Here is a 23154-nt window from a genome sequence, read left to right on the forward strand (position 1 = left end):
ATTAACTGTGAAAATTTTAGTGTTTGAACTTTTTTTTGTTATTTGAGCCCCTGTAATTTTAGAACAGGAAAATAAAGAGAGGTGGCCGAGTGGTCGAAGGCGCACGCCTGGAAAGTGTGTATACGTCAAAAGCGTATCGAGGGTTCGAATCCCTTCCTCTCTGCTGATAATTTTTACACTTAAATTACTTTTTTTTTATATCTTTAACACTTTAACTAATAAAATTAAGATCGAGAACATGAAAAGATTATTTTCTATCCTTGCCATCACAGGTTTAATGGCATTTGGAACAGCTAACGCAACTACAATTGCAACTACAACTACAACGACTGCTACCACTGTAGCAACACAGGATGACACTCCGGCTGCAGCCGCAGCGGAAAGTGAGAGTTTTCATCAAGAATTAAAGAAACGATTTATTGAAGGAGACCCAGCGTTTATGGGCATTGTTTTATTATGTTTAATTTTAGGTTTAGCTATAGCTATCGAAAGAATTATCTTTTTAAATCTTTCTACTACAAATACAAAGAAATTAACTCAAGCCGTTGAAGATGCGTTATCTTCAGGTGGTGTTGAAGCTGCAAAAGAAGTGTGCAGAAATACAAAAGGACCTGTTGCTTCCATATTCTACCAAGGATTAGATCGAACTGATGAAGGTTTAGAATCTGTTGAAAAAGCGGTAGTGTCTTACGGAGGTGTTCAAATGGGACAATTAGAAAAGAATGTATCGTGGATCTCATTGTTTATCGCACTAGCACCGATGCTTGGTTTCATGGGTACGGTAATTGGTATGATCCAGGCCTTCGATAAAATTGAAGCAGCCGGAGATATGCAACCATCTCTTGTAGCAGGAGGTATTAAAGTAGCCCTTTTAACAACTGTATTTGGTTTGATCGTTGCTATTATACTTCAAATCTTCTACAATTATATTATTGCTAAAATTGATAGTATTGTTAACGATATGGAAGATGCTTCTATCACGCTAATGGATCTATTAATTAGAAGTAAAAAGTAATAATCTAATATTTAAACGTACATTATGTTACAAAAAATTATAAAAATAGTAGCCTTTGCTCTCGCCATTCTGGGTGCCATATTAGCACTTATGATTATGGGCGCCGACGAAGGAACTGAAGGTAACCTGGTAAGTAACATGCTTTATGTATCCTATGTGGTTTTAGCTATAGTGCTAACCTTGGTTGTCATATTTGTTGTTAAAGGGTTATTCTCGGGTAATATCAAGAAAACCCTGTTAACTGTTGGAGCCTTCTTGCTCATTGTTTTAATTTCCTATAGCGTGTCTTCAGGGACAGATCTGGATTTAACAAAATTTACTGCAAAAGGGCAAGATGTGTCAGAGCAAGCGTCTAGATACGTAGGTACAGGTTTATACACATTTTATGTTTTAGCCGTGATAGCCATACTATCTATGTTGCTTTCTAGTGTTAAAAAAATATTTAATAAATAGACTATGGCAAAACGAGCAGCACCAGAAGTAAATGCAGGCTCTATGGCCGATATTGCGTTCTTATTATTAATTTTCTTCTTAGTTACAACCACGATTGAAACTGACTCTGGAATTAACAGAAAGCTTCCGCCAATGGAAGAAAATGAGGAAGATGTGGTTATCAAGCAAAAGAATATTTTTACTGTGCTATTAAATGGTAAAGATCAATTGCTTGTAGAAGATGAATTAATGGAACTTAAGGATTTAAGAGAAGCTGCAAAGGAGTTTTTAGATAATGGAGGAATCCCCAATGGACAAGAAGGATATTGTGATTACTGCAATGGAAAGCGTGATCCTTCATCCTCAGATAATCCTGATAAAGCGATTATTTCATTGGCTAATAACAGAGAAACCTCGTACAAAATGTATATCGCTGTACAAAATGAGTTGGTAGCGGCGTATAACGAGTTACGAGATAGAAGAGCTGAAGAATTGTACGGAAAGACCTTTTTACAAATGGAAGCGAATTACAATGACGTTAATTGGCCAGGTAATAAGGAACAACTTAAAGAAAGGATCGAAAGAATCAAAACTGAGTATCCTCAGAAGCTTTCCGAAGTACAAGACACGAAGTAAAATTTAACATTCAAAAAATAATATGTCTAAATTCAAAAAGAAAAAAGGAGGCGATTTACCTGCAGTGAATACGGCATCTTTACCTGATATTGTATTTATGCTTTTATTCTTTTTCATGGTAGCAACAGTAATGCGGCAAAATACCTTAATGATTCAGAATAATTTACCATTCGCAGATCAGTTGGAGAAGCTAGATAAGAAAGATTTGGTAATGTATGTTTATATTGGTAAACCTAGCGAGAACTATCGTCAATACGGTACAGAAGCAAGGATTCAATTGAATGATAAATTTGCTGATGTTTCTGATATTCCTGCATTTATTAATGCCGAGCGCGCCTCGAAGCGTGAGGAGTTAGTGCCATTTTTAACTACTGCTTTAAAAGTAGACAGTGATGCCAATATGGGTATTGTAAGTGATGTGAAACAAGAATTACGAAAAGTAAATGCACTTAAAATTAATTACACCACCAAAAAAGGAAGTGTTTTTGGCAGATAATTAGTTTTAGAAATTCTTAATTTTATAAAAAGGCGTTTTGAGTTTCAAAACGCCTTTTATTTTAGATCAAAAAGCTTTTATATTTTTAGTAAATTCAAGCACTTGGAATGGAACTCATTATGAAGTATATCGTGTACATTTTGTTTTTATGTCCTCTCTTCGGGATATCCCAAATGGACGTTGCCCCGACGGAGATAGACAGCTTGTATAGGGAAGATCAATTTTATATTGGCCTTACTTATAATCTCGTTGGAAATAAACCTGTGGGCTTTTCGCAAAATGGTTTCTCTCTCGGTTTTAATATGGGTTTTGTTCGCGATATGCCTATTAATAAAAAACGTAACTTGGCTTTAGGTATTGGCTTAGGCTACGCTACCAATTCTTTTAATCAAAATATTTTAATTACCAAAACTGCTTCTGGTAGTTATAACTACAGTACTCTGAATGACGCTCAATCTTTTTCAAAAAATAAATTCTCAAATCAATTAATTGAAGTTCCTATCGAATTCAGATGGCGTACATCAACCGCTACCACATATAGTTTTTGGCGCATTTATACAGGTTTAAGAATTGGTTATGTGTTTTACAATACTGTAAAATATAAAGGGGATCAGGGGGAATTCAAGCATATAAATGTAAGTGATTTCAATGAATTCCAGTACGGACTCACCCTGAGTGTGGGATATAACACATGGAATTTACACCTTAATTATAGCCTTAATTCCATATTTAATGATCAAGCTGAGATCGATGGGAAACCAATTGATATGAATACTATTAAATTGGGTTTGATATTTTTTATTCTATAACCAATACTTGACTAAAATAAGTTGTGGTAATAAGCCGATAAAAAAGCCCAGAATAAGTTCGGTAGCATTATGTGCTTTTAAGTGAAGTCTTGAGGTGGCAACAGCTCCTAAAATAACGACCATTAAGGCTAATGTGCCATTGATATTTATGCTAAAATGAATGCTAATCGCAATAAAGAACATAAATACACCCGAAACAGCAATCATATGAATGCTTGCCTTAAATTTCATTATAGCCAATATTAAGCACGTAATATTCGAGATCAGGATTCCAACAAAAAAATAGTACAATTCTATAATTTGTGTGGGTGTTATGATGCGCTTTAAAATAATAAGAATAATAAGGCTGTTTAAAGCTAACGGAAGAATACGCTCTTTAGTTGTTTTTAAATAAATAGAGTTGGCCTTTCTGATGGTATTTAGTAAAAAATAAATGAGTATCGGTAAAATTATGGTAAGTATTCCCAGAGAGATTAATTTGGCACGCATCACTTCTTGAGGTATAAACCGTGGTGTTTTAGAGAAATAGAAGATAACCCCTAAAAGCGGCATAAAAAGTGGGTGAAAAAAGAAGGAAATACCTCTAAGTATTTTATCGGTCATATTTTTTTGCGTAAGCGGGCTACGGGAATATCCAGTTGTTCGCGATATTTTGCCACGGTTCGTCTAGCTATGGGATAACCTTTGTTTTTAAGAATGCCCGCCAGAGTTTCGTCAGTTAGTGGTTTTCTCTTGTCTTCTTCCTCAATAACAGTTTCTAAAATCTTCTTTATTTCTCGGGTCGACACATCTTCTCCCTGATCATTTTTCATCGATTCGGAAAAGAATTCTTTAATCAGTTTAGTGCCGTATGGCGTATCCACATATTTACTATTGGCCACTCGGGAAACTGTAGAAACATCCATATTAATTTCATCTGCGATGTCCTTAAGAATCATAGGTTTTAAATTACGCTCATCACCCGTCAGGAAATACTCTTTTTGGTAATTCATAATGGCGCTCATGGTTACAAATAATGTTTGCTGACGTTGTTTAATGGCTTCGATAAACCATTTCGCAGCATCCAATTTTTGTTTTATAAATACCACCGCATCTTTTTGGGATTTTGATTTTTCCTTAGCTTCTTTATAACCTTTCAGCATGTTACTGTATTCTCGGGATACATGTAATTCCGGTGCATTCCTTCCGTTGAGGCTTAGCTCAAGTTCGCCATCCACAATTTTTATGGCAAAATCCGGAATAACATGTTCCACAATACGATTGTTTCCAGCATACGAACCTCCTGGTTTAGGGTTGAGATGTTCAATTTCAGATATCGCATCTTTTAGCTGGATCTCTGTGATATCGAATTTTTGAAGTAGTTTTTTATAATGTTTTTTCGTAAACTGATCAAAGGCCTCATCAATGATCTGAATTGCTAATTCTGTGTCGGGTGTCTTTTCTTTTCTGTGCAATTGAATACTTAAACATTCCTGTAAATTTCTGGCACCTACACCGGCAGGATCTAATTGTTGTACCGTTTTTAAAACAGATTCGATTTTTTCTTCCGAAGTAAAAACATTTTGTGTAAAGGCCAGGTCGTCCATAATATCCGGGATTGTTCTACGGATATAACCACTTTCATCTACACTACCAACAAGGAATTCAGCAATATCTTCCTCTTCTTCAGTTAAACGATAGGTGTTTAATTGATTCAATAAATGTTGGGTAAAAGAAGTTCCGGAAGCATATGGGACGTTTTTATCCTCGTCGTCGCTACTATAATTATTCGATTGGGTACGATAATCAGGAATCTCATCATCACTTAAATAGTCATCAACATTGATGTCATCAGCATTGATGGATTCATTGTCATCGTAGTCGTCGTTGGCATTATCAAACTCCGAATCAAAGTCTTGTTCAGTTTCTTCCTTACCGCCTTCTAAAGCAGGATTTTCTTCAATTTCCTGTTTTAGACGTTGCTCAAAGGCCTGTGTTGGCAGCTGAATCAGTTTCATTAACTGAATTTGCTGCGGCGACAGTTTTTGTGATAACTTAAATTGTAAGTGTTGCTTAAGCATGCTTTGATTTGGTTTAAGCTAAATTTAATAAAAATCTTTCACCCTAAAGGTAAAGCAAACCTAATAGTTTATTAAAATTACTAAAACTCGGCATTTTGCGGTGTTCTTGGGTAGGGGATCACATCTCTAATATTGGTCATGCCAGTAACAAACATAACTAATCGCTCAAAACCTAAACCGAAACCGGAGTGAACAGCTGTTCCAAATTTACGAAGATCCAAATACCACCATAAATCTTCCTCGGGAATATCGATGGCCGCCATTTTTTGTTTTAAGACTTCTAAACGTTCTTCACGTTGTGCACCTCCCACGATCTCACCAATGCCAGGGAATAAAATATCCATAGCTCTCACCGTTTTCCCATCATCGTTAAGGCGCATGTAGAAGGCTTTGATATTGGCCGGGTAATCAAAAAGTATTACCGGACATTTAAAGTGTTTTTCAACTAAATAGCGTTCGTGTTCACTTTGAAGATCGGTTCCCCAATCTTCAATGATATAGTTGAACTTTTTCTTTTTGTTCGGTTTTGAGTTGCGCAAAATATCGATTGCCTCGGTATAACTTACACGTTTAAAATTATTTTCCGTTACAAACTTTAACTTCTCGATCAGGGTCATTGGGTTTCGTTCTGCCTGTGGTTTACGCTTATCTTCATCTTGCTGGCGCTTGTCTAGAAATTCCAGATCTTCTCCGTTGTGCTCCAGAACATACTGCAAAACATATTTCATAAAATCTTCTGCCAGATCCATATTCCCGGGCAGATCCATAAAGGCCACCTCAGGTTCTATCATCCAAAACTCAGCTAAATGACGCGAGGTATTCGAATTTTCTGCCCTAAAGGTTGGGCCAAAAGTATATACTTTTCCCAGCGACATGGCATAGGTTTCAGCCTCTAATTGTCCGGAAACAGTCAAATTGGTTTCTTTTCCAAAAAAATCTTTAGTATAATCGGTTTGGCCTTTCTCGTTCTTTGGCACGTTATTCAAATCTAAATTCGTCACCTTAAACATTTCTCCTGCTCCCTCAGCATCACTTCCTGTAATTATCGGGGTATGCATATAGTAAAAACCGTTTTCATTGAAGTATTTATGTATGGCAAAAGATAAAGCTGAGCGTAAACGCATCACAGCACTAAAAGTACTGGTTCTGGTGCGCAAATGTGCTTGTTCTCTTAAAAATTCCAGGGAGTGTTTTTTAGGTTGAATAGGATACGTTTCCGGATCTGATTCCCCAAGAACTTCTAATGTTTTAACTTGAATTTCAACATTTTGCCCTTTTCCCAAACTTTCAACTAATTCTCCTTTAACATGAATGGCAGCACCGGTATTGACCTTCTTTAATAGGGCTTCATCAAAATTTTCAAAATCTACAACGCATTGAATATTTTGAAGGGTTGATCCATCATTCAAGGCAATAAAACGATTGGCTCTAAAAGTTCTTACCCAACCTTTTATATCGACTTCAGGTATAGTAATATCTTGAGATAACAGGTCTGCAACAGTACGAGAGTTCATGTATTCGAAATTTTTAGACTGTAAATATAAATCTTTCGAACCTCAATAGCCACTGTGAATGACTATTTTTAGATATTTTTATGAGTTCTCATCGTCTTCGTCGTCCTCGTCATCTTCTGATGGAATGATATTTATGGTAGGCTCTCGTAATACCTCTTTATTGGCAATACAGCGCTCTAATGATAACAGAAGTGATGGCAATAATAGCAGGTTAGACAACATGGCAAATAATAGTGTTGCTGATACCAGGGCACCTAAAGCTACAGTACCTCCGAAACTGGAAATAGTAAATACCGAAAACCCAAAGAATAGAACGATCGAGGTGTAGAACATACTTACCCCTGTTTCGCGCAGAGCCCCATAAACAGACGTTTTAATTTTCCAATGATTCTGTAATAGTTCCTGTCTGTATTTCGCCAGAAAGTGGATCGTGTCGTCTACGGAAATACCAAATGCAATACTAAATACCAAAATAGTGGATGGTTTTATGGGTACACCCAAATAACCCATTAACCCGGCTGTAACCAGTAGTGGTAGTAGGTTAGGAATAAGTGAAATCACGATCATACGAAACGATCGGAACATATAGGCCATAAATAGGGCAATAAGAAAAACAGCCAGAGATAAAGAAAGCACCAGATTTTTTATAAGGTACTTAGTGCCTTTTTGAAACACTAGGGCCTTACCGGTCATAATAACATTATAGCGATTTTCCGGGAAAAGTTTCTTTATTTTTTGTTCCAGATTTTCCTCAATGCGTTCCATTTTGTCGGTCCCAATATCTTTCATAAAGGTTGTGATACGAGCATATTGCCCGGTACTATCTACAAAGTTTTTCAACAGGTTAACATCCGACGCAGAGTTCCTCGCATAGGAAAGAATAAAACTGTTCTCATAAGAAGTGGGCAACTGATAATACTTGGGATTTCCATTGTAATAGGCCTGTTTGGAATACTTCACTAAACTCACAACCGATATAGGTTTCGAAAGCTCCGGAGTTTCTATAATGAGTTCTTCAAGCTCGTCCATTCGCTTCAAAGTTGCTAATTTCATAACACCTTTTTTGCGCTTCGTATCCACCATAATTTCGAGTGGCATAATCCCGTTGAACTCATTTTCAAAAAACCGGATATCTTTAAAGAATTGAGCATTTTTCGGCATATCCTCTATCATACTTCCCGATACTTTAATTTGATAAATGCCGATGATACTTACAATCATTAAGAGAACGGATATTGAATAAATAGTGATTCTTTTATGACGTACCATACGTTCCATCCAATTTACAAAACCACCGATCCAGCGTTTGTTCAAATGTTCTAAATGCCTGTCTTTGGGTAGTGGTGAAAAGGCGTAAATTATAGGAATTACTAGAATACAAAGGATGAAAATAGAAAGAATACTCAAGGAAGCCACAAGACCGAATTCCTTTAAAAGTTTACTTTCTGTAATGATAAAGGTGGCAAAACCCGAAGCCGTAGTCACGTTGGTCATCAAAGTAGCATTCCCTATTTTAATAATAACACGTTGCAAAGATTTCACCTTATTTCCATGCTTTTTTACCTCGTGCTGATATTTGTTTATAAGGAAAATACAGTTTGGAATTCCTATAACAATGATAAGCGGCGGAATCAAAGCCGTTAGAACCGTAATTTCATAATTAAGCAACCCAATGATACCTAAGGTCCACATAACGCCAATACAAACAACTACTAATGAAATTAAAGTAGCTCTTACCGACCGGAAAAAGAAAAAGAAAATAAAGGAGGTCACTAACATTGCGGCGGCCACAAAAAAGCTGATTTCATCAACAATGCTTTTTGAGTTTAAGGTCCTTATGTATGGCATGCCGGAAACACGCACTTCCAGATTGTTTGCGTTATTAAAGGCCTCAACTTTTGGGATTAGCTTATTAAGAACAAATTCTTTACGGGCCTCTGTATTTATAATATCTTTTTTCAGATAAATAATGGAACGGAGTGTCTTGGTTTCTTTGTTGAATAAAAAGTTGTCGTAAAACGGATATTTATTAAAGAGTTCATCTTCGAGCTTATCGATCTGAGCTTTGGAAGTTAGCGAATCCCTGATAAATGGTTTTAAAACGAATTTTTCGTCCTTAGTATCTTTCTCAAGTTTTTGTAGATCTTTCAAGGCGATAACGGCTTCTACTTCGGGATCTTTTTTAAAAGCATCAGAAAGCCGGTTCCAGGCATTTAGTTTATCTACGGAATATAGGGAACTGTCTTTAACACCCAGAACAATAATGTTTCCTTCTTCACCAAAAATCTCCAGGAATTGATTATAGGTAATATTTACCTCGTGATCATCGGGCAGGAGGTTGGCTTCAGTGTAGCTCATCCGCATTTTATCCCACTGCTGACTGAAGAAAAATGTAGCCCCGATTATAACGATTAGAATACCAATTTTGTTACGCAAAATCAGTCTTGCCGTAACATTCCAAAAGTTTTTTGAAAATAGTTTTAACATGCTATTATTTAGAGATGCGCAAAGGTAGAAAAAAGCTTAGAGTTAAATCATAAACTCATATTAAATGTAAACTTAAAAGCGATATTATCACCAAATTCAGGTAAATGATAAGCGCCATAGCGGTAGCTCAGACTTAAACCGAAACCAAACAATAATTTATTGATCTCAAAACCTGATTCGGTGTACCCTTTTTCCAGGGTTCCAAAACTGATGTTTTGATGCCGGTTGAGGTTGTCCATATCACCTACGGCATACCGGGTAATTAGAACGAGTTGGGGCCGATAGTGTGGAGAGATCTTAAATGGTGCTAGGTAGTGTTTGAACTGTAGCGTCACAAATCGATCTGAAAAAAACTCATTAAAATACATGGTTTCAAAACTGTTGATACCTGCTACTGAAAAACGTTGGAGGATCGTTTCTTTGGTAATATTATTGGGGTAGGCATGGTATAAATGGGTAAGTGGTGCATTTCCAATGGCTAATCCACTAACCACGGTGACCTCTGAAAAATGATCTTTAGATTCACCAAAGCGTTGAACCGTTTTAAAATCAAGTTTTGTGAAATTAAAATCACCGCCCAAGGGACCTTCAAAACTTTTAGCTACCTGTAAGGTCAATTTTGGAAATCCAACCTGTATTTCTTTAATGCCATTTTCTTCAAATGAAAAGGAACTAAACGGACTCCAGTTTAAGGCGATCTGTGCTTTGCTAACTATGTATTCGGAGTAAGGCACATCGTTCATGACGTATGCATATCCGAAAGTAGGTGTAATATTACTTCTCGAAACTTGAGTTGCAGTAAGTAATTTTGAGCCTAATTGGTGTTCTAATGTAATCGCTTTGGTAATGTGTTTGTAGAACAGATCGATATTGATCAATCGGGGTTGGAACAATTGAAAAATACGTTTGTCTGTTAAATAATTTGAACTTCCTGTTTCTTCAAGGTCATTAGTGTAGCTAACGTTTAACCAGGTATTTGTTTTTTGAGCCAAGCGAACCCCACTTCCAATACTGTATTTGAAATTGTGATCTCTAAACCCATAGACGATATAACCGTTTACACGGAATTTATTGGAGAACGTACTATTCGTTTCGCCACCAAATCCGGATCGGAGCCCTTCGTACTGATTGAATTTTATAAGGTAACGAAGATCAATATTGAAGTATTTGGTAGGAAAGAAGCCATTACCCAAATACTCACGGAATTCGGGATTTATTAAAGAATCAGATTTTTGATTCGTTGTATTTTGGGGTTCTTTTTGAGCCTGAGTTAAAACAAAGCTTAAAAGAATTACGAGAGAAATAAGTGGTTTTACCATGAGCTCATAGCATGAAGGTCAAAAAAAAAAGCGACGTGATCGTCGCTTTTGAATTATACGGTCATGATTTCCTTTTCCTTATTTTCAAATATGGCATCAATTTTCAGGATAAACTTATCGGTGATTTCCTGAACATCAATTTCAGCATTTGATTTTAAATCTTCTGAAACATCATCTAATTTCTTGATTTCGTTATTTGCATCTTTTCTAGCGGTACGCACACTAATTTTAGCTTCTTCAGCTTCAGCTTTTGCCTGTTTCGCTAAAGTACGTCGACGCTCCTCTGTCAATGGTGGTACGTTGATGATTATAGATTCTCCATTGTTCATAGGATTAAAGCCTAAATTAGCAACCATAATACCACGCTCAATTTCTTGAAGCATGCTTTTTTCCCAGGGCTGTACGGTAATAGTCCTTCCATCAGGTGTGTTCACATTGGCCACTTGATTCAATGGGGTTTGAGACCCATAATAATCTACCATAACACTTCCTAACATAGACGGGCTGGCTTTACCGGCTCTGATGTTAACCAATTGCTTTTCTAAGTGCTTTATGGCATTTACCATGGCTTCATTTGCCGTATCTAATATAAATTGAATGTCTTCGTTCATGTTTATTATCTTTTAGATCAGTACAACTTTTAAGGTTTAATTTAAAGGTTTACTTCGGTACCTACTTTCTCACCGGAAACGACTTTCAGTAAATTCCCTTTTTTGTTCATGTCAAAAACAATAATAGGTAATTCATTCTCCTGACTTAGTGTAAAGGCGGTGGTATCCATAACTTTCAATCCTTGCTTTAAAACCTCATCAAAAGATATAAAATTAAATTTAATTGCTTTCGAATCTTTTTCAGGGTCGACGTTATAAATCCCATCTACACGGGTACCTTTCAAAATAACATCGGCTTCAATTTCTATGGCGCGCAGAACTGCCGCCGAATCGGTTGTAAAATAAGGATTTCCGGTACCTCCTCCAAAAATAACCACTCGTCCCTTGGCTAAATGACTCATGGCTTTTCTGCGAATAAAGGGTTCGGCCACCTCATTAATTTTGATAGCCGTTTGTAAGCGCGTTTGTACATCGGCATCTTCCAAAGCACTTTGCAACGCCAAACCGTTTATCACGGTAGCTAACATACCCATGTGATCGCCCTGTACACGATCCATCCCATTACTGGCTCCGGCTACACCTCTAAAAATGTTGCCCCCACCAATAACAATGGCTACTTGCACACCGCGTTCTGTGATTTCTTTGATGTCCTGGGCATATTCTGCCAGACGTTTGGGGTCAATGCCATATTGACGTTCACCCATTAGGGCCTCTCCGGAAAGTTTGAGTAGTATTCTTTTGTATTTCATCAATAATGTCTGTTCCCTGGGTTATGAAGGCAACACCTTCTATTTCAAGTTACGCAAATATAAGCAATATCTTAATTTGCTGCTGTGGATTTTAGGTATAAAAAAACCATCACTTTTTTAGTGATGGTTTTTTTAATATCGCTTTTTTAAGCTTAGCCTACAGTGACACGTTTAAAACTTGTAATTTCAACATCGCCATAAGTCGCTACGTATTCCGCAACGTTTTGCTTATCATCTTTAATGAACTTCTGGTCCAATAACGCTTTCTCTTTATCTAAAGTAGTGTTATCAGAAAGGAAACGATCCATTTTTCCAGGAAGAATACGGTCCCAGATCTGCTCAGGTTTACCTTCAGCTTTTAATTCAGCTTTGGCAGCTTCTTCAGCTTCAGCTAAAACTTCAGGAGTAATTTGTGACATCGAAATGTACTGAGGTACATTTTTCAAGGTCTTTCCTAAACGCTCTAATTCTTCATTATCTTTTTTGATCTCAGCAATTCTGGCTTCGGTTTCAGAAGCTACAAATGCAGGGTCAAAATCTTTGTAAGATAAGGTTGTTGCTCCCATAGAGGCAACCTGCATGGCTACATCTTTCACTAGTACATCAGCCTTATCAACTTTAGCGGATAAACCTACCAAAGCAGCAATCTTATTGATGTGAACGTACGCACCAACAAAAGGGGCTTCTAGTTTTTCAAACGCAGTGATGTCAAGTTTTTCACCAATTACACCAGTTTGTTCAGTTAATTTATCAGCCACGCTCATGCCACCAAAATCAGCTTCTAAAAAAGCCTCTTTTGAATCGTAGTTCAAGGCCAATTCAGCCAAATCGTTAGCTAAAGCCACGAACGTTTCGTTCTTACCAACAAAGTCTGTTTCGCAACCTAATACAATGGCTACACCTGCGGTTTCATCAGCATTGATCTTCGCCACAGCAGCACCTTCAGAAGAGTCTCTATCGGCTCTTTTTTCAGCTACTTTCTGTCCTTTTTTACGTAAAACCTCGATTGCTTTATCAAAATCACCTTCAGCTTCCACTAAGGCTTTTTTACAATCCATCATCCCCGCTCCGGTAGCTTGTCTTAATTTGTTTACTTCAGCGGCTGTTACTTTTACTGTAGTACTCATAATGATTTTTTATTTTAAATGTCGTCTGTTTTTTTACGCTTTTGCGGAAGTGTGAAACGACGCTTTAATTTTAGTTATTTGTTATTCTTCTTCTTCAGCAGTAGCTTTTACTTTTTCTGCCTTCTTAGCTTTTTTAGCTTTTGGTGCATCTTTATCTGAAGCATCTTTTTCCGCTTTACGCTCGGCTAAACCTTCAGCAACAGCATTGGTTACATGCGTTAAGATTTTATCGATCGATTTTGAAGCATCATCGTTGGATGGGATCACGTAATCTACCTGACGTGGGTCAGAGTTCGTGTCTACCATCGCAAAAATAGGAATGTTTAATTTTTGAGCTTCTTTAATCGCGATATGCTCACGCTTAATATCAACCACAAATAGAGCACCAGGCAAACGGGTCATGTCACTTATAGATCCTAAGTTTTTCTCTAACTTGGCTCTTAAACGATCTACTTGTAAACGCTCTTTCTTTGAAAGGGTATTAAAAGTACCGTCTTTTTTCATTCTGTCAATCGACGCCATTTTTTTAACCGCCTTTCTAATCGTTACAAAGTTGGTTAACATACCACCTGGCCATCTTTCAGTGATGTAAGGCATGCTGATAGCGCCTGCTTTTTCAGCTACGATATCTTTTGCTTGTTTTTTGGTTGCCACAAATAGGATCTTACGACCAGAGCTTGCAATTTTACTTAACGCTGCTCCGGCTTCTTCTATTTTAGCTGCCGTTTTGTAAAGGTTGATAATATGGATGCCGTTGCGCTCCATATATACGTAAGGTGCCATGTTTGGGTCCCACTTACGTGTAAGGTGTCCGAAGTGTACACCTGCTTCAAGTAATTCTTTTACTTCTACTGCCATTTTTGTAATAGTTTACGTTCTGTTGAATTAGCAATGATTAAGTGGTCATATTTTATTCGCCTTAATCATTTAGATGCTAAACTAAGTCCTGTCATTTTTTAGACTAGGAACAACAATAACTAGTTTTTAATTGTTTTAATTGTGATACAGGACCTTTGGAAAAAATAAGTCCAATATCGAAATAGAATATTAACGTTTTGAGAATTGGAATTTCTTACGCGCTTTCTTCTGACCGAATTTTTTACGCTCTACCATTCTTGGATCTCTGGTTAATAAACCTTCTGGTTTTAGGATACCTCTATTTTCAGCATCAATTTCGCACATCGCACGAGAAAGTGCTAAGCGTACAGCTTCTGCCTGACCGGTAATACCACCACCATATACATTAACTGTAATATCAAAGTTGCCGTCATTGTTGGTCAATGCTAAAGGTTGTTTTACTTTGTACTGTAACGTAGCTGTAGTAAAATAATTAGCAAAGTCCTTTTTGTTTACTGTAATGTTCCCTTTTCCTGGGGCAACATAGGCGCGTGCAACAGCCGTTTTTCTACGGCCAATTTTGTGAATTACATCCATTATTTGAATTCGTTTAAGTTAATTGTCTTTGGTTTTTGAGCTGCATGAGCGTGCTCTGAACCAACAACAACTGTTAGATTACGGAATAAATCGGCTCCTAATTTGTTTTTAGGAAGCATTCCTTTAACTGATTTTTCTACCACACGAGCAGGGTCTTTCCCATATAATTCTCTTGCAGTTAAACTTCTTTGACCTCCAGGATATCCAGTGTGACGAATGTATGATTTGTCATTCCATTTGTTTCCGGATAAGCTGATCTTTTCTGCATTGATAACAATTACGTTATCGCCACAATCAACATGAGGTGTGAAGTTTGGCTTGTGTTTCCCTCTTAAAAGTTTTGCAACCTTTGAAGATAAACGACCAAGCGCCTGACCTTCAGCATCAACAACAACCCACTCTTTATTCACAGTGGCCTTGTTGGCTGAAATCGTTTTGTAGCTTAATGTGTCCACACTTAATTAATTTTTTATTATTAAACATTCCTCTCCCAAAAAGAGTTTGCAAATTTACGATTATAAATTTGATAACCAAATAGTGAAACACATTATTTTTCTGTATAAAATCATCGAATTTTTAAGGTTTAAAAAGTTACATTTCAAATAGTTAAAAATCAGACCTTGTTTTTGATTTGAATTAGCATTTTAAGGGCTCTTAACAGCTTATGTTAAGGTCAGGTTAAACCGCTCGTAATTTTTGGATTGAGGACCCTTTTCTTGTATCTTAAAGTAAACGAATTATTAATCATTAAAAATTTACGAAATGAAGAATTTAGAAAGAAAGACCGTTGCTATTCTGGCAACCAATGGATTTGAGGAAAGTGAATTGATAGAACCTAAAAAAGCTTTGGAAAAGGCTGATACCGACGTTCATATTGTATCGCTTAATAAAGAGGATATCAGAGGATGGACTGATGGCAATTGGAGTAAAGAAACTATTAAAGTAGATAAAACGATAGATGAAGTTACACAGGATGAATATAATGCCCTCGTATTACCGGATGGCTTAATTAATCCCGATGTATTGCGTAGAAATGAACACGCAGTGAATTTTGTAAAATCGTTTTTTGAAAAACGTAAACCGGAAGCAGCTATTTGCCATGGACCATGGCTATTGGCAGAAGCCGATGTATTGCGTGGTAGAAAAATTACCTCATTCAATTCGATCAAAACTGATATGAAAAATGCCGGTGCATACTGGGTTGATGAAGAAGTTGTAGTAGACGAAGGATTAGTTACCAGTAGAAGCCCGAAAGACTTGCCTGCATTTTGCGAAAAGTTAGTTGAAGAGGTTTATGAAGGTAAACATGAAATGCAGACTGCCTAAGTTTGTAATCTGTTAACCGGATGAAGAAAAGCAGAATTTCAATTTTGGAATTCTGCTTTTTTATGTGCTAACCGTGGCACGCTCTAAGCGATCATTGATAGATCTACCCAAACCATAGTCAGGAAGCCGTTCAGCGATAATCACATCTAAATCCTGTTTATCCATGTCGTGCAGCGCATCGTAAAGACGGGCGGCTGCTTCATTTAAATTACCATTTTCCGACAGGATAATGTGATATGCCACCGTGCTATCCTGAACAGGTGTCTTAAAAGCCAAAACACCTATTTTCTCTCCAGGATGTTTTTTAATTTCTTCGATAACCGAATCCACTAAAATCGTTTGGGTTTTCGGGGCATAATGCCGTTCCAACATGCCTGGAGCGTCAGGGGCTTGTTCTTTTTTGTTCTTTACTAGTATACTTCCAACAACAGCTTCCAGATCTTCCAAGGCGATAGAACCTAAACGGTAAACCACAGGATTTTCGCCCTCGAAACCTACAATAGTCGATTCTATACCGTGCTGACAGGGACCGCCATCTAAAACCATTTGGATATCATTTTTAAAATAGGTCTCCACATGTTTAGCGGTAGTCGGGCTGATGCTCCCAAAAGGATTAGCGCTGGGCGCTGCTAAAGGAAAATCAAGAGATTCTAAAAGCTTTAATGTCAGCGGATGATTCGGGATTCGCACAGCTACGGTATCTTTTCCGGCTGTAATAAGGTCGGGGATATTCGCTTTTTTTGGTAAAACTAAGGTAAGCGAGCCCGGCCAAAAAGCCTCAGCCAATTGTCGCGCCTTTTCAGGAACGTAGGAAGCAACGTTTTCCAAATAATTAATATGAGGGATATGAACTATAAGGGGATTAAAAAACGGACGCTTCTTTGTTTCAAAAATAGCCTTTATTGCCTTTTCACTGTAAATATTTCCCGCCAGACCATAAACGGTCTCCGTAGGAATAGCGACCAAATCGTTCTGTTCCAAAATAGCTTTCGCCCGGGTTATATCTGTTGAAATAATGCTCATACCTTTAAAATGATGGCAAAATTAGCTTAAAAAATTAATTTCAAAGGTATGAAGTGGATTAATTACTATCAGTATTCCAGATTAAATGATACGCTCGTCTATTAAAATACCCATCCAATGCTCATAACCTTTTTCATTTAAATGAAGCCCATCTGTAGTAAAGGCTGAAATTAGCTTGTTATCCTCATCTAGGAAATCATCGTGAAGGTCTAAGTAATTAAAGGTTAATTCTGAAGGCGGTCGAACCAACTCGCGATTGATATTCTGAATGACCTCAGCATTATCAAAGCGTGCTTCGAAATCTGGAATGGTATTATTTACTGGTAAAATACTTTGCAAGAAAATTGGTGTTTCCGGTAAGCTATGGTTAAGCTGGCGGATGATCTCAAAGGTATTTTCGATCACTTCATTTTCCGAAATGCCTTTGGCCAGATCGTTGGTACCGATCATTAATAAAATCGTTTTTGGCTGTTGCCGAATAGTTTCATCCAAGCGCCTTAAAACACTGATACTGATATCACCCTTGATACCATGATTGACCACGGTGCTTCCCTTCACTCTTTCGGGCCAGTTACCTTGTTCAGTAATACTATCTCCCAAAAATAAATAGTCCGGTTTTAGCACTTTAGATTCCGACCAGTTTGCTACCATTTCGTCATAATATTCCGGGCAAAATCCGATGGTCTTATCGTTCAGTGGATCGTATGAATTTGTCATAAGTTATATTAATGGGCTTCCAGCCAGTTTGCTCCGGTATCAATGTCTACATCCAAAGGAACCTCGAGCGTGTAGGCGTTTTCCATTTCCTCTCGGATCATTTTAGATACTTTTTCCATTTCAGGTTTATAAACATCAAATACCAATTCATCATGAACCTGTAAGAGCATTTTGGTTTTGAAATTTCCTGTATTTAATTTTTCGAAAATACGGATCATGGCGATTTTAATAATATCGGCAGCACTTCCCTGAACAGGTGCATTTACTGCGTTACGTTCGGCGGCACCACGTACCACGGCGTTTCTGGAATTTATATCTTTTAAATAGCGTCTTCGGCCTAGAACCGTTTTAACGTAACCGTGATCGCGAGCAAAATCAACCTGTTTACTAATGTAATCCCTCAATTTTGGATATGTGGCATAATAAGTATCGATCAATTCTTTGGCTTCGGTGCGATTCAGGGTGGTTTGATTACTTAAACCAAAAGCCGAAACTCCGTATATAATACCAAAGTTTACCGTTTTAGCCTGGCTACGTTGTTCCGGAGTCACTTCTTCTAAAGGTACATTAAAGACTTTTGAGGCCGTTGAAGCGTGAATATCTTCCCCGTTTTTAAAGGCTGAGATCATTGTTTCTTCTTCACTTAAAGCTGCAATAATGCGTAACTCAATTTGAGAGTAATCTGCTGCCAAAAGGGTATAATCTTCGCTTCGCGGAATAAAGGCCTTGCGCACCTGGCGTCCACGTTCCGTTCGGATCGGGATATTTTGAAGGTTCGGGTTATTACTACTTAAGCGTCCTGTGGCTGCCACGGTTTGCATGTAATCGGTATGCACCCGACCGGTGCTTTCTTCCACCTGGTTAGGCAATGCATCAATATAGGTACTTTTTAATTTGGCTAAACCGCGATAATCCAAAACGGCCTTAACGATTTTATGGTCTTTAGCCAAATAGCTTAGAATATCTTCCGAGGTAGAATACTGTCCCGTTTTTGTTTTTTTCGGTTTGTCTACCAATTTTAGTTTATCAAATAAGATCTCACCGAGCTGTTTAGGTGATGCGATATTAAATTCTTCACCGGCTTCTTCGTATATTTTAGTCTCAAGGTCCTTAATGTCTTTATCCAATTGATCGGAAAGTGAATGGAGGAATTCCTTATCGAGGTTGATACCTTCCAACTCCATGGCAGCGAGTACGCGAAGAAGCGGAATTTCGATCTCATCAAAAAGCTTTTGAGTTTGGGCTTCACCGAGTTCTTTTTCAAAATAAGCCTTTAATTGCAGCGTGATATCAGCATCTTCAACGGCGTATTCAGTTTGTTCTTCCAAAGGCACCTCCCGCATCGATTTTTGGTTTTTCCCTTTTTTACCAATAAGCGATTCTATAGAAATGGGCGAGTAGTTTAAATAGGTCTCAGCCAGAACATCCATATTATGGCGCATATCCGGATTGATGAGGTAATGGGCAAGCATGGTGTCAAATAATTTGCCTTTAACTTCCATGTTGTACTTGGCAAGCACTTTAATATCGTATTTTAAATTCTGTCCCACTTTTTCAATAACCTCACTCTCAAAGAACGGACGCAATTGTTCGAGGAGTTCCTGAGCTTCGTTTCTGTTCTCGGGAAAAGGTATGTAAAATCCTTTACCTATTTCCCAGGAAAAAGCAATACCTACCAACTCGGCAGTAATCGGATTTAATCCGGTGGTTTCGGTATCAAAACATACCGATGTTTGCCCCATCAAATTCTTTATAAATAATTTAGTGGCCATTCCAGGTGCTATACTTTGGTATAGGTGTGATCTGGTCTCGATCGTATCCCTTTGTTGCGGTGTTAAAGGTTCTGAATCGTCGGCTGAGTCATCACCAAAAAGTGAAAATTGCCCTTGGCCGGCAGTTGTTGATTTACTTGGTTTTTTAGTTTCTGTGGCTATCGAATTGTTATTACTTGTATGCGGTGATTCGGATTCCGATTCAGCCTCAAAAGTTTTTAAAAAGTTTTCTGTAAGACGTCTGAATTCCAATTCCTGAAAGATCGCTTTTACAGCTTCCACGTCAGGGTGGTTCATTTCAAAATCTTTCTCATCAAAATCTACCGGAACATCTAGCATAATGGTAGCGAGCTTTTTCGAAAGAAGTCCAAGTTCTTTATTGTCCTCAATTTTCTCTTTCATTTTGCCTTTAAGTTCATGCGTACTGTCCAGAAGTTTTTCCATACTGCCATATTGGGCAATAAACTTTTTGGCTGTTTTTTCCCCAACGCCTGGAAGTCCGGGAATATTATCACTCGAATCTCCCATCATGCCTAAAAAATCAATCACCTGAAGCGGGTCTTCCACCTCAAATTTTTTCTTCACCTCGGGGATGCCCCAGGTTTCATAACCGCCGCCAAAAACAGGGCGGTACATGAATATGTTCTCAGAAACAAGTTGGGCAAAATCCTTATCAGGTGTTACCATAAAGGTTTTATAACCTTCTTTTTCGGCCTGCTTAGAGAGCGTTCCAATAACATCATCAGCTTCGTAACCTTCTTTCACCATAATAGGAATATGCATGGCTTTTAGAATATCCTGAATGTACGGTACCGCTATTTTAATAGCTTCCGGAGTTTCGTCGCGGTTGGCTTTATAGGCCTCATACATTTCCACACGGTCGGCACTGCCGCCTTTATCAAAACACACAGCTAAATGATCAGGACGTTCACGTTTTATCACATCAAGCAGCGAGTTCATAAACCCCATAATCGCTGAGGTATCCACCCCTTTTGAGTTTATTCTGGGATTTTTAATGAAAGCGTAATACCCACGAAAAATTAAGGCGTAGGCATCAACTAAAAAGAGGCGTTTTTGATCGGACATGTGTTCTTTTTTGATAGAAAATCAAAACTACAAAAAGTTATCATTAAAACTAAGTGTCCCGGATTTTCATTTCTACCTATATTTTTAAAACCTTAACAATTAGTTAAATAAGATCACGCGTGAAATAATTCCGTTATAATACTATTATCTTTGCAAATAAAAGGCCCTATGCTCCGCTGGATTATTTTTATAGCATTTTACAGTTTTATAACTTTTTATGGATTTCAGGCCATTAAAACGATAACCAAATATTCGTGGATTCATTATGTTTTCTTTGGTGTAGCCATTCTGATACTTGGAAATTTTTTATATCAATTTCTGAGTGCAAGTGAAGGTCGTGTATTAACCCCAGCAAAAAGTTATGCTTTTGGTTTCATTATAACCTTTATCGCATTAAATCTGGTTATTGTCCCTATTCTTTTCGGTGAAGATATTATGCGCTTAATCCTTGGTTTGTACGATAGATTGGTGACAAGCAAGGATAGTTTTTATATACCGTCAAGGCGGAAATTTGTGAGTCAGATCGCTTTGGGTCTTGCTGCCATTCCTTTTACGGCTTTATTGTATGGGATGTACCGTGGAAAATACCGATTTAGGGTATTGAAATACACGCTGACCTTTGATGATTTGCCTGAAGGTTTTGATGGCTACAAAATAACACAAATCAGTGATATTCATTCAGGAAGCTTTGATAATCATGAAAAAATTGAATATGGTGTAGATTTGATAAATGAACAGAATTCAGATGCTATTTTATTTACTGGCGATCTGGTTAATAATAAATCTGATGAAATGCTACCTTGGAAATCGTTGTTTGGGCGTTTGGAGGCTAAAGACGGCGTATACTCCATTCTTGGGAATCATGACTATGGTGATTATGTAGATTGGAATTCTGAGGCTGAGAAAGAAGAAAATCTTAATAAATTGAAAATGATTCAAAAAGATATGGGCTTTGACCTTTTGTGTAACGAAAGTCGGTATCTTGAGCGCAATGGTGAACGTATTGCTTTAGTTGGGGTTGAGAACTGGGGTGTCGGAGGATTTAAAAAAGCTGGTGATTTAAAAAAAGCTACAGAGAACATTGATAAAGACGATTTTAAAATTTTAATGAGTCACGACCCCACCCATTGGGAGAAGCAAGTGATTGATGATCCTATGCATTATCACCTTACATTAAGCGGTCATACGCATGGCATGCAATTTGGCATTGAAATTCCGGGTTGGGTTAAATGGAGTCCCATTAAGTGGCGGTACAGATACTGGGCTGGCATTTATGAAGAAAAAGGACAATATATTAATGTAAATCGTGGTTTCGGATATTTAGGCTATCCCGGACGCGTAGGGATCTGGCCGGAAATTACAGTCATTGAGTTGAAAAAAGGCACCAAAGACCCTGAACCAATGGCTTAATTGAGCGCCATAATAGGGTAATTTTGTTGCGGTTATGGCTAATTTGTTTATATTTATATTTATTAATTAAACCCTGGCCAACATAAATTGTTGGTTTACAGACCGTAATTAGTTAGGTTTGTAATATTGAAGTTGACTTAAACCTTAATTGTATGTCAAAATTTGGGGAACTTATTGATGTGGAAATTCCAGTTTTACTGGACTTTTTTACAGAATGGAACGAGCAGTCTGCTGCTATGCATGCTGTATTGAGAGACGTTGCGGCGGCTCTTGGTGATAAGGCCAAGGTGATCAAAATTGATGTAGAAAAAAATCAAGAACTTGCCGAAGCTTTGCGCGTGAAAACCTTACCAACCTTAATTATCTATAAAGGCGGCGAAATGAAATGGCGCCAAAGTGGTGAGCAAGATGCCAACACTTTGATAGGGATTATCCAAAACTACGTGTAGTTTCAATTTACTTTTTTATTTGAATAGGGGCGAAACGATAGCCTTTTTCAGAGAAATAATCCAATGTTTTAGGTAAGGCATATTGCATATTCTTTTGGGCTTTTACACTATCATGAAATACAACGATACTTCCTTCTTTTGCTTTGGAGGTAACATGTTTCAAACAAGTTTCCGGTGAAATACTTTTATCCCAATCGAAAGCTATTACATCCCACATTATTACGTGATATCCCAATGTGATAAGTTTTTTACCTTGTTTTGGAGAAATTTGACCGTATGGCGGACGGAATAATTTCCCGCTTTCAGAAGCTATCGATTTTGCCGGAAGAGCCTCAAGATGTTTTTCAATATGGTCTTGAGCTTTACCAACATTTTCTAAATAGGATTCTGCTTTGGTTTTCCAACCCTTGATATGATTTTGGGTATGATTGCCAATGCTGTGTCCGGACGATACGACTTCTTTAAAGAGGTCAGGATGGTTTTGGATATTCTTGCCAATACAGAAAAATGTTGCCTTGGCATTATATTCTGCCAATATGTTTAGCGTCCAGGATGTAATATCCGGGGTGGGACCGTCATCGAAGGTGAGGTACAGAACCTTCTCTGTAGCCGGCATATCCCAAATGTAATTTGGAAACATTTTTTTTGCTACAGCCGGCGTTTTTACTGGTGCAAAACTCAT

23 protein-coding genes and 1 tRNA gene are annotated in these 23154 nt (G+C 37.7%); 9 read left to right on the top strand and 15 right to left on the bottom strand.

Annotated elements, in window-relative coordinates:
- Nucleotides 1-75: 75 nt before the first annotated feature.
- From V8G61_RS09820 to V8G61_RS09845, 6 genes are all read left to right on the top strand, one after another.
- Nucleotides 76-163 (top strand) — tRNA-Ser (locus V8G61_RS09820).
- Nucleotides 164-238: 75 nt separating this feature from the next.
- A complete protein-coding gene (locus tag V8G61_RS09825) occupies nucleotides 239-1015 on the top strand; it encodes a MotA/TolQ/ExbB proton channel family protein (RefSeq protein WP_394875422.1) in 777 nt (258 codons plus the stop codon).
- A 24-nt stretch (nucleotides 1016-1039) separates the two neighbouring features.
- Nucleotides 1040-1468: a hypothetical protein gene (locus tag V8G61_RS09830; protein ID WP_394875423.1), complete on the top strand. Its 429-nt coding sequence runs from the start codon at nucleotides 1040-1042 to the stop codon at nucleotides 1466-1468.
- 3 nt (nucleotides 1469-1471) lie between these two features.
- Entirely contained in the window at nucleotides 1472-2083 is a 612-nt protein-coding gene (locus V8G61_RS09835) for an ExbD/TolR family protein (RefSeq protein WP_394875425.1), read from the top strand.
- 22 nt (nucleotides 2084-2105) lie between these two features.
- A complete protein-coding gene (locus V8G61_RS09840) occupies nucleotides 2106-2579 on the top strand; it encodes an ExbD/TolR family protein (protein WP_394875426.1) in 474 nt (157 codons plus the stop codon).
- A 107-nt stretch (nucleotides 2580-2686) separates the two neighbouring features.
- Nucleotides 2687-3388, top strand: coding sequence for a porin family protein (locus tag V8G61_RS09845; RefSeq protein ID WP_394875427.1), 702 nt, complete (start codon nucleotides 2687-2689; stop codon nucleotides 3386-3388).
- Here the strand turns inward: V8G61_RS09845 and V8G61_RS09850 are convergent.
- The 11 genes from V8G61_RS09850 to rplM form a co-directional block, all read right to left on the bottom strand.
- Nucleotides 3383-3991, bottom strand: a complete 609-nt coding sequence (locus V8G61_RS09850; protein ID WP_394875428.1) for a hypothetical protein — start codon at nucleotides 3989-3991, stop codon at nucleotides 3383-3385. The two genes, V8G61_RS09845 and V8G61_RS09850, sit on opposite strands and share 6 nt — an antisense overlap.
- Nucleotides 3988-5448, bottom strand: a complete 1461-nt coding sequence (rpoN, locus tag V8G61_RS09855) for an RNA polymerase factor sigma-54 (protein WP_394875430.1) — start codon at nucleotides 5446-5448, stop codon at nucleotides 3988-3990. Before rpoN ends, V8G61_RS09850 begins: the two co-directional genes overlap by 4 nt.
- Before the next feature lie 80 nt (nucleotides 5449-5528).
- On the bottom strand, nucleotides 5529-6962 hold the full coding sequence (gene asnS / locus V8G61_RS09860; protein ID WP_394875431.1) for an asparagine--tRNA ligase: 1434 nt from the start codon (nucleotides 6960-6962) through the stop codon (nucleotides 5529-5531).
- 78 nt (nucleotides 6963-7040) lie between these two features.
- Nucleotides 7041-9449, bottom strand: a complete 2409-nt coding sequence (locus tag V8G61_RS09865; protein ID WP_394875432.1) for an RND family transporter — start codon at nucleotides 9447-9449, stop codon at nucleotides 7041-7043.
- 47 nt (nucleotides 9450-9496) lie between these two features.
- A complete protein-coding gene (locus tag V8G61_RS09870) occupies nucleotides 9497-10768 on the bottom strand; it encodes a hypothetical protein (protein WP_394875433.1) in 1272 nt (423 codons plus the stop codon).
- A 53-nt stretch (nucleotides 10769-10821) separates the two neighbouring features.
- Nucleotides 10822-11379, bottom strand: coding sequence for a ribosome recycling factor (gene frr, locus V8G61_RS09875; protein ID WP_394875434.1), 558 nt, complete (start codon nucleotides 11377-11379; stop codon nucleotides 10822-10824).
- A 41-nt stretch (nucleotides 11380-11420) separates the two neighbouring features.
- Complete coding sequence (gene pyrH, locus V8G61_RS09880; protein WP_394875435.1) at nucleotides 11421-12128, bottom strand: UMP kinase; 708 nt, start codon at nucleotides 12126-12128, stop codon at nucleotides 11421-11423.
- 152 nt (nucleotides 12129-12280) lie between these two features.
- Complete coding sequence (gene tsf / locus V8G61_RS09885; RefSeq protein WP_394875436.1) at nucleotides 12281-13255, bottom strand: translation elongation factor Ts; 975 nt, start codon at nucleotides 13253-13255, stop codon at nucleotides 12281-12283.
- 81 nt (nucleotides 13256-13336) lie between these two features.
- Nucleotides 13337-14113: a 30S ribosomal protein S2 gene (gene rpsB, locus V8G61_RS09890; protein WP_394875438.1), complete on the bottom strand. Its 777-nt coding sequence runs from the start codon at nucleotides 14111-14113 to the stop codon at nucleotides 13337-13339.
- Between the two features lie 189 nt (nucleotides 14114-14302).
- Nucleotides 14303-14689, bottom strand: coding sequence for a 30S ribosomal protein S9 (gene rpsI / locus V8G61_RS09895; RefSeq protein ID WP_394875440.1), 387 nt, complete (start codon nucleotides 14687-14689; stop codon nucleotides 14303-14305).
- Nucleotides 14689-15144, bottom strand: a complete 456-nt coding sequence (gene rplM, locus V8G61_RS09900; protein WP_394875442.1) for a 50S ribosomal protein L13 — start codon at nucleotides 15142-15144, stop codon at nucleotides 14689-14691. Before rplM ends, rpsI begins: the two co-directional genes overlap by 1 nt.
- 307 nt (nucleotides 15145-15451) lie before the next feature.
- Here rplM and V8G61_RS09905 point away from each other — a divergent pair, with 307 nt between their 5' ends.
- The gene (locus tag V8G61_RS09905; protein ID WP_394875444.1) at nucleotides 15452-16015 is read left to right on the top strand and encodes a type 1 glutamine amidotransferase domain-containing protein; all 564 of its coding nucleotides are present in this window, start codon (nucleotides 15452-15454) and stop codon (nucleotides 16013-16015) included.
- Nucleotides 16016-16075: 60 nt separating this feature from the next.
- Here the strand turns inward: V8G61_RS09905 and V8G61_RS09910 are convergent, their stop codons facing one another.
- The 3 genes from V8G61_RS09910 to polA form a co-directional block, all read right to left on the bottom strand.
- Nucleotides 16076-17038: an L-threonylcarbamoyladenylate synthase gene (locus tag V8G61_RS09910; RefSeq protein ID WP_394875446.1), complete on the bottom strand. Its 963-nt coding sequence runs from the start codon at nucleotides 17036-17038 to the stop codon at nucleotides 16076-16078.
- 81 nt (nucleotides 17039-17119) lie between these two features.
- Nucleotides 17120-17755, bottom strand: coding sequence for a GDSL-type esterase/lipase family protein (locus V8G61_RS09915; protein ID WP_394875448.1), 636 nt, complete (start codon nucleotides 17753-17755; stop codon nucleotides 17120-17122).
- Between the two features lie 8 nt (nucleotides 17756-17763).
- A complete protein-coding gene (polA, locus tag V8G61_RS09920) occupies nucleotides 17764-20613 on the bottom strand; it encodes a DNA polymerase I (protein ID WP_394875450.1) in 2850 nt (949 codons plus the stop codon).
- A 168-nt stretch (nucleotides 20614-20781) separates the two neighbouring features.
- On the opposite strand from polA, the gene V8G61_RS09925 reads away from it, so the two are divergent.
- Both V8G61_RS09925 and V8G61_RS09930 read left to right on the top strand, forming a co-directional pair.
- A complete protein-coding gene (locus V8G61_RS09925; RefSeq protein ID WP_394875452.1) occupies nucleotides 20782-22023 on the top strand; it encodes a metallophosphoesterase in 1242 nt (413 codons plus the stop codon).
- Between the two features lie 152 nt (nucleotides 22024-22175).
- A complete protein-coding gene (locus V8G61_RS09930; RefSeq protein WP_394875454.1) occupies nucleotides 22176-22472 on the top strand; it encodes a thioredoxin family protein in 297 nt (98 codons plus the stop codon).
- Between the two features lie 7 nt (nucleotides 22473-22479).
- On the opposite strand, the gene V8G61_RS09935 is transcribed toward V8G61_RS09930, so the two are convergent.
- The gene (locus V8G61_RS09935; protein ID WP_394875456.1) at nucleotides 22480-23154 is read right to left on the bottom strand and encodes a polysaccharide deacetylase family protein; all 675 of its coding nucleotides are present in this window, start codon (nucleotides 23152-23154) and stop codon (nucleotides 22480-22482) included.

The sequence above is a fragment of the Gaetbulibacter sp. M240 genome, from assembly GCF_043876815.1.
In the GTDB taxonomy this organism is placed as follows: Bacteria; Bacteroidota; Bacteroidia; order Flavobacteriales; family Flavobacteriaceae; genus Gaetbulibacter_A.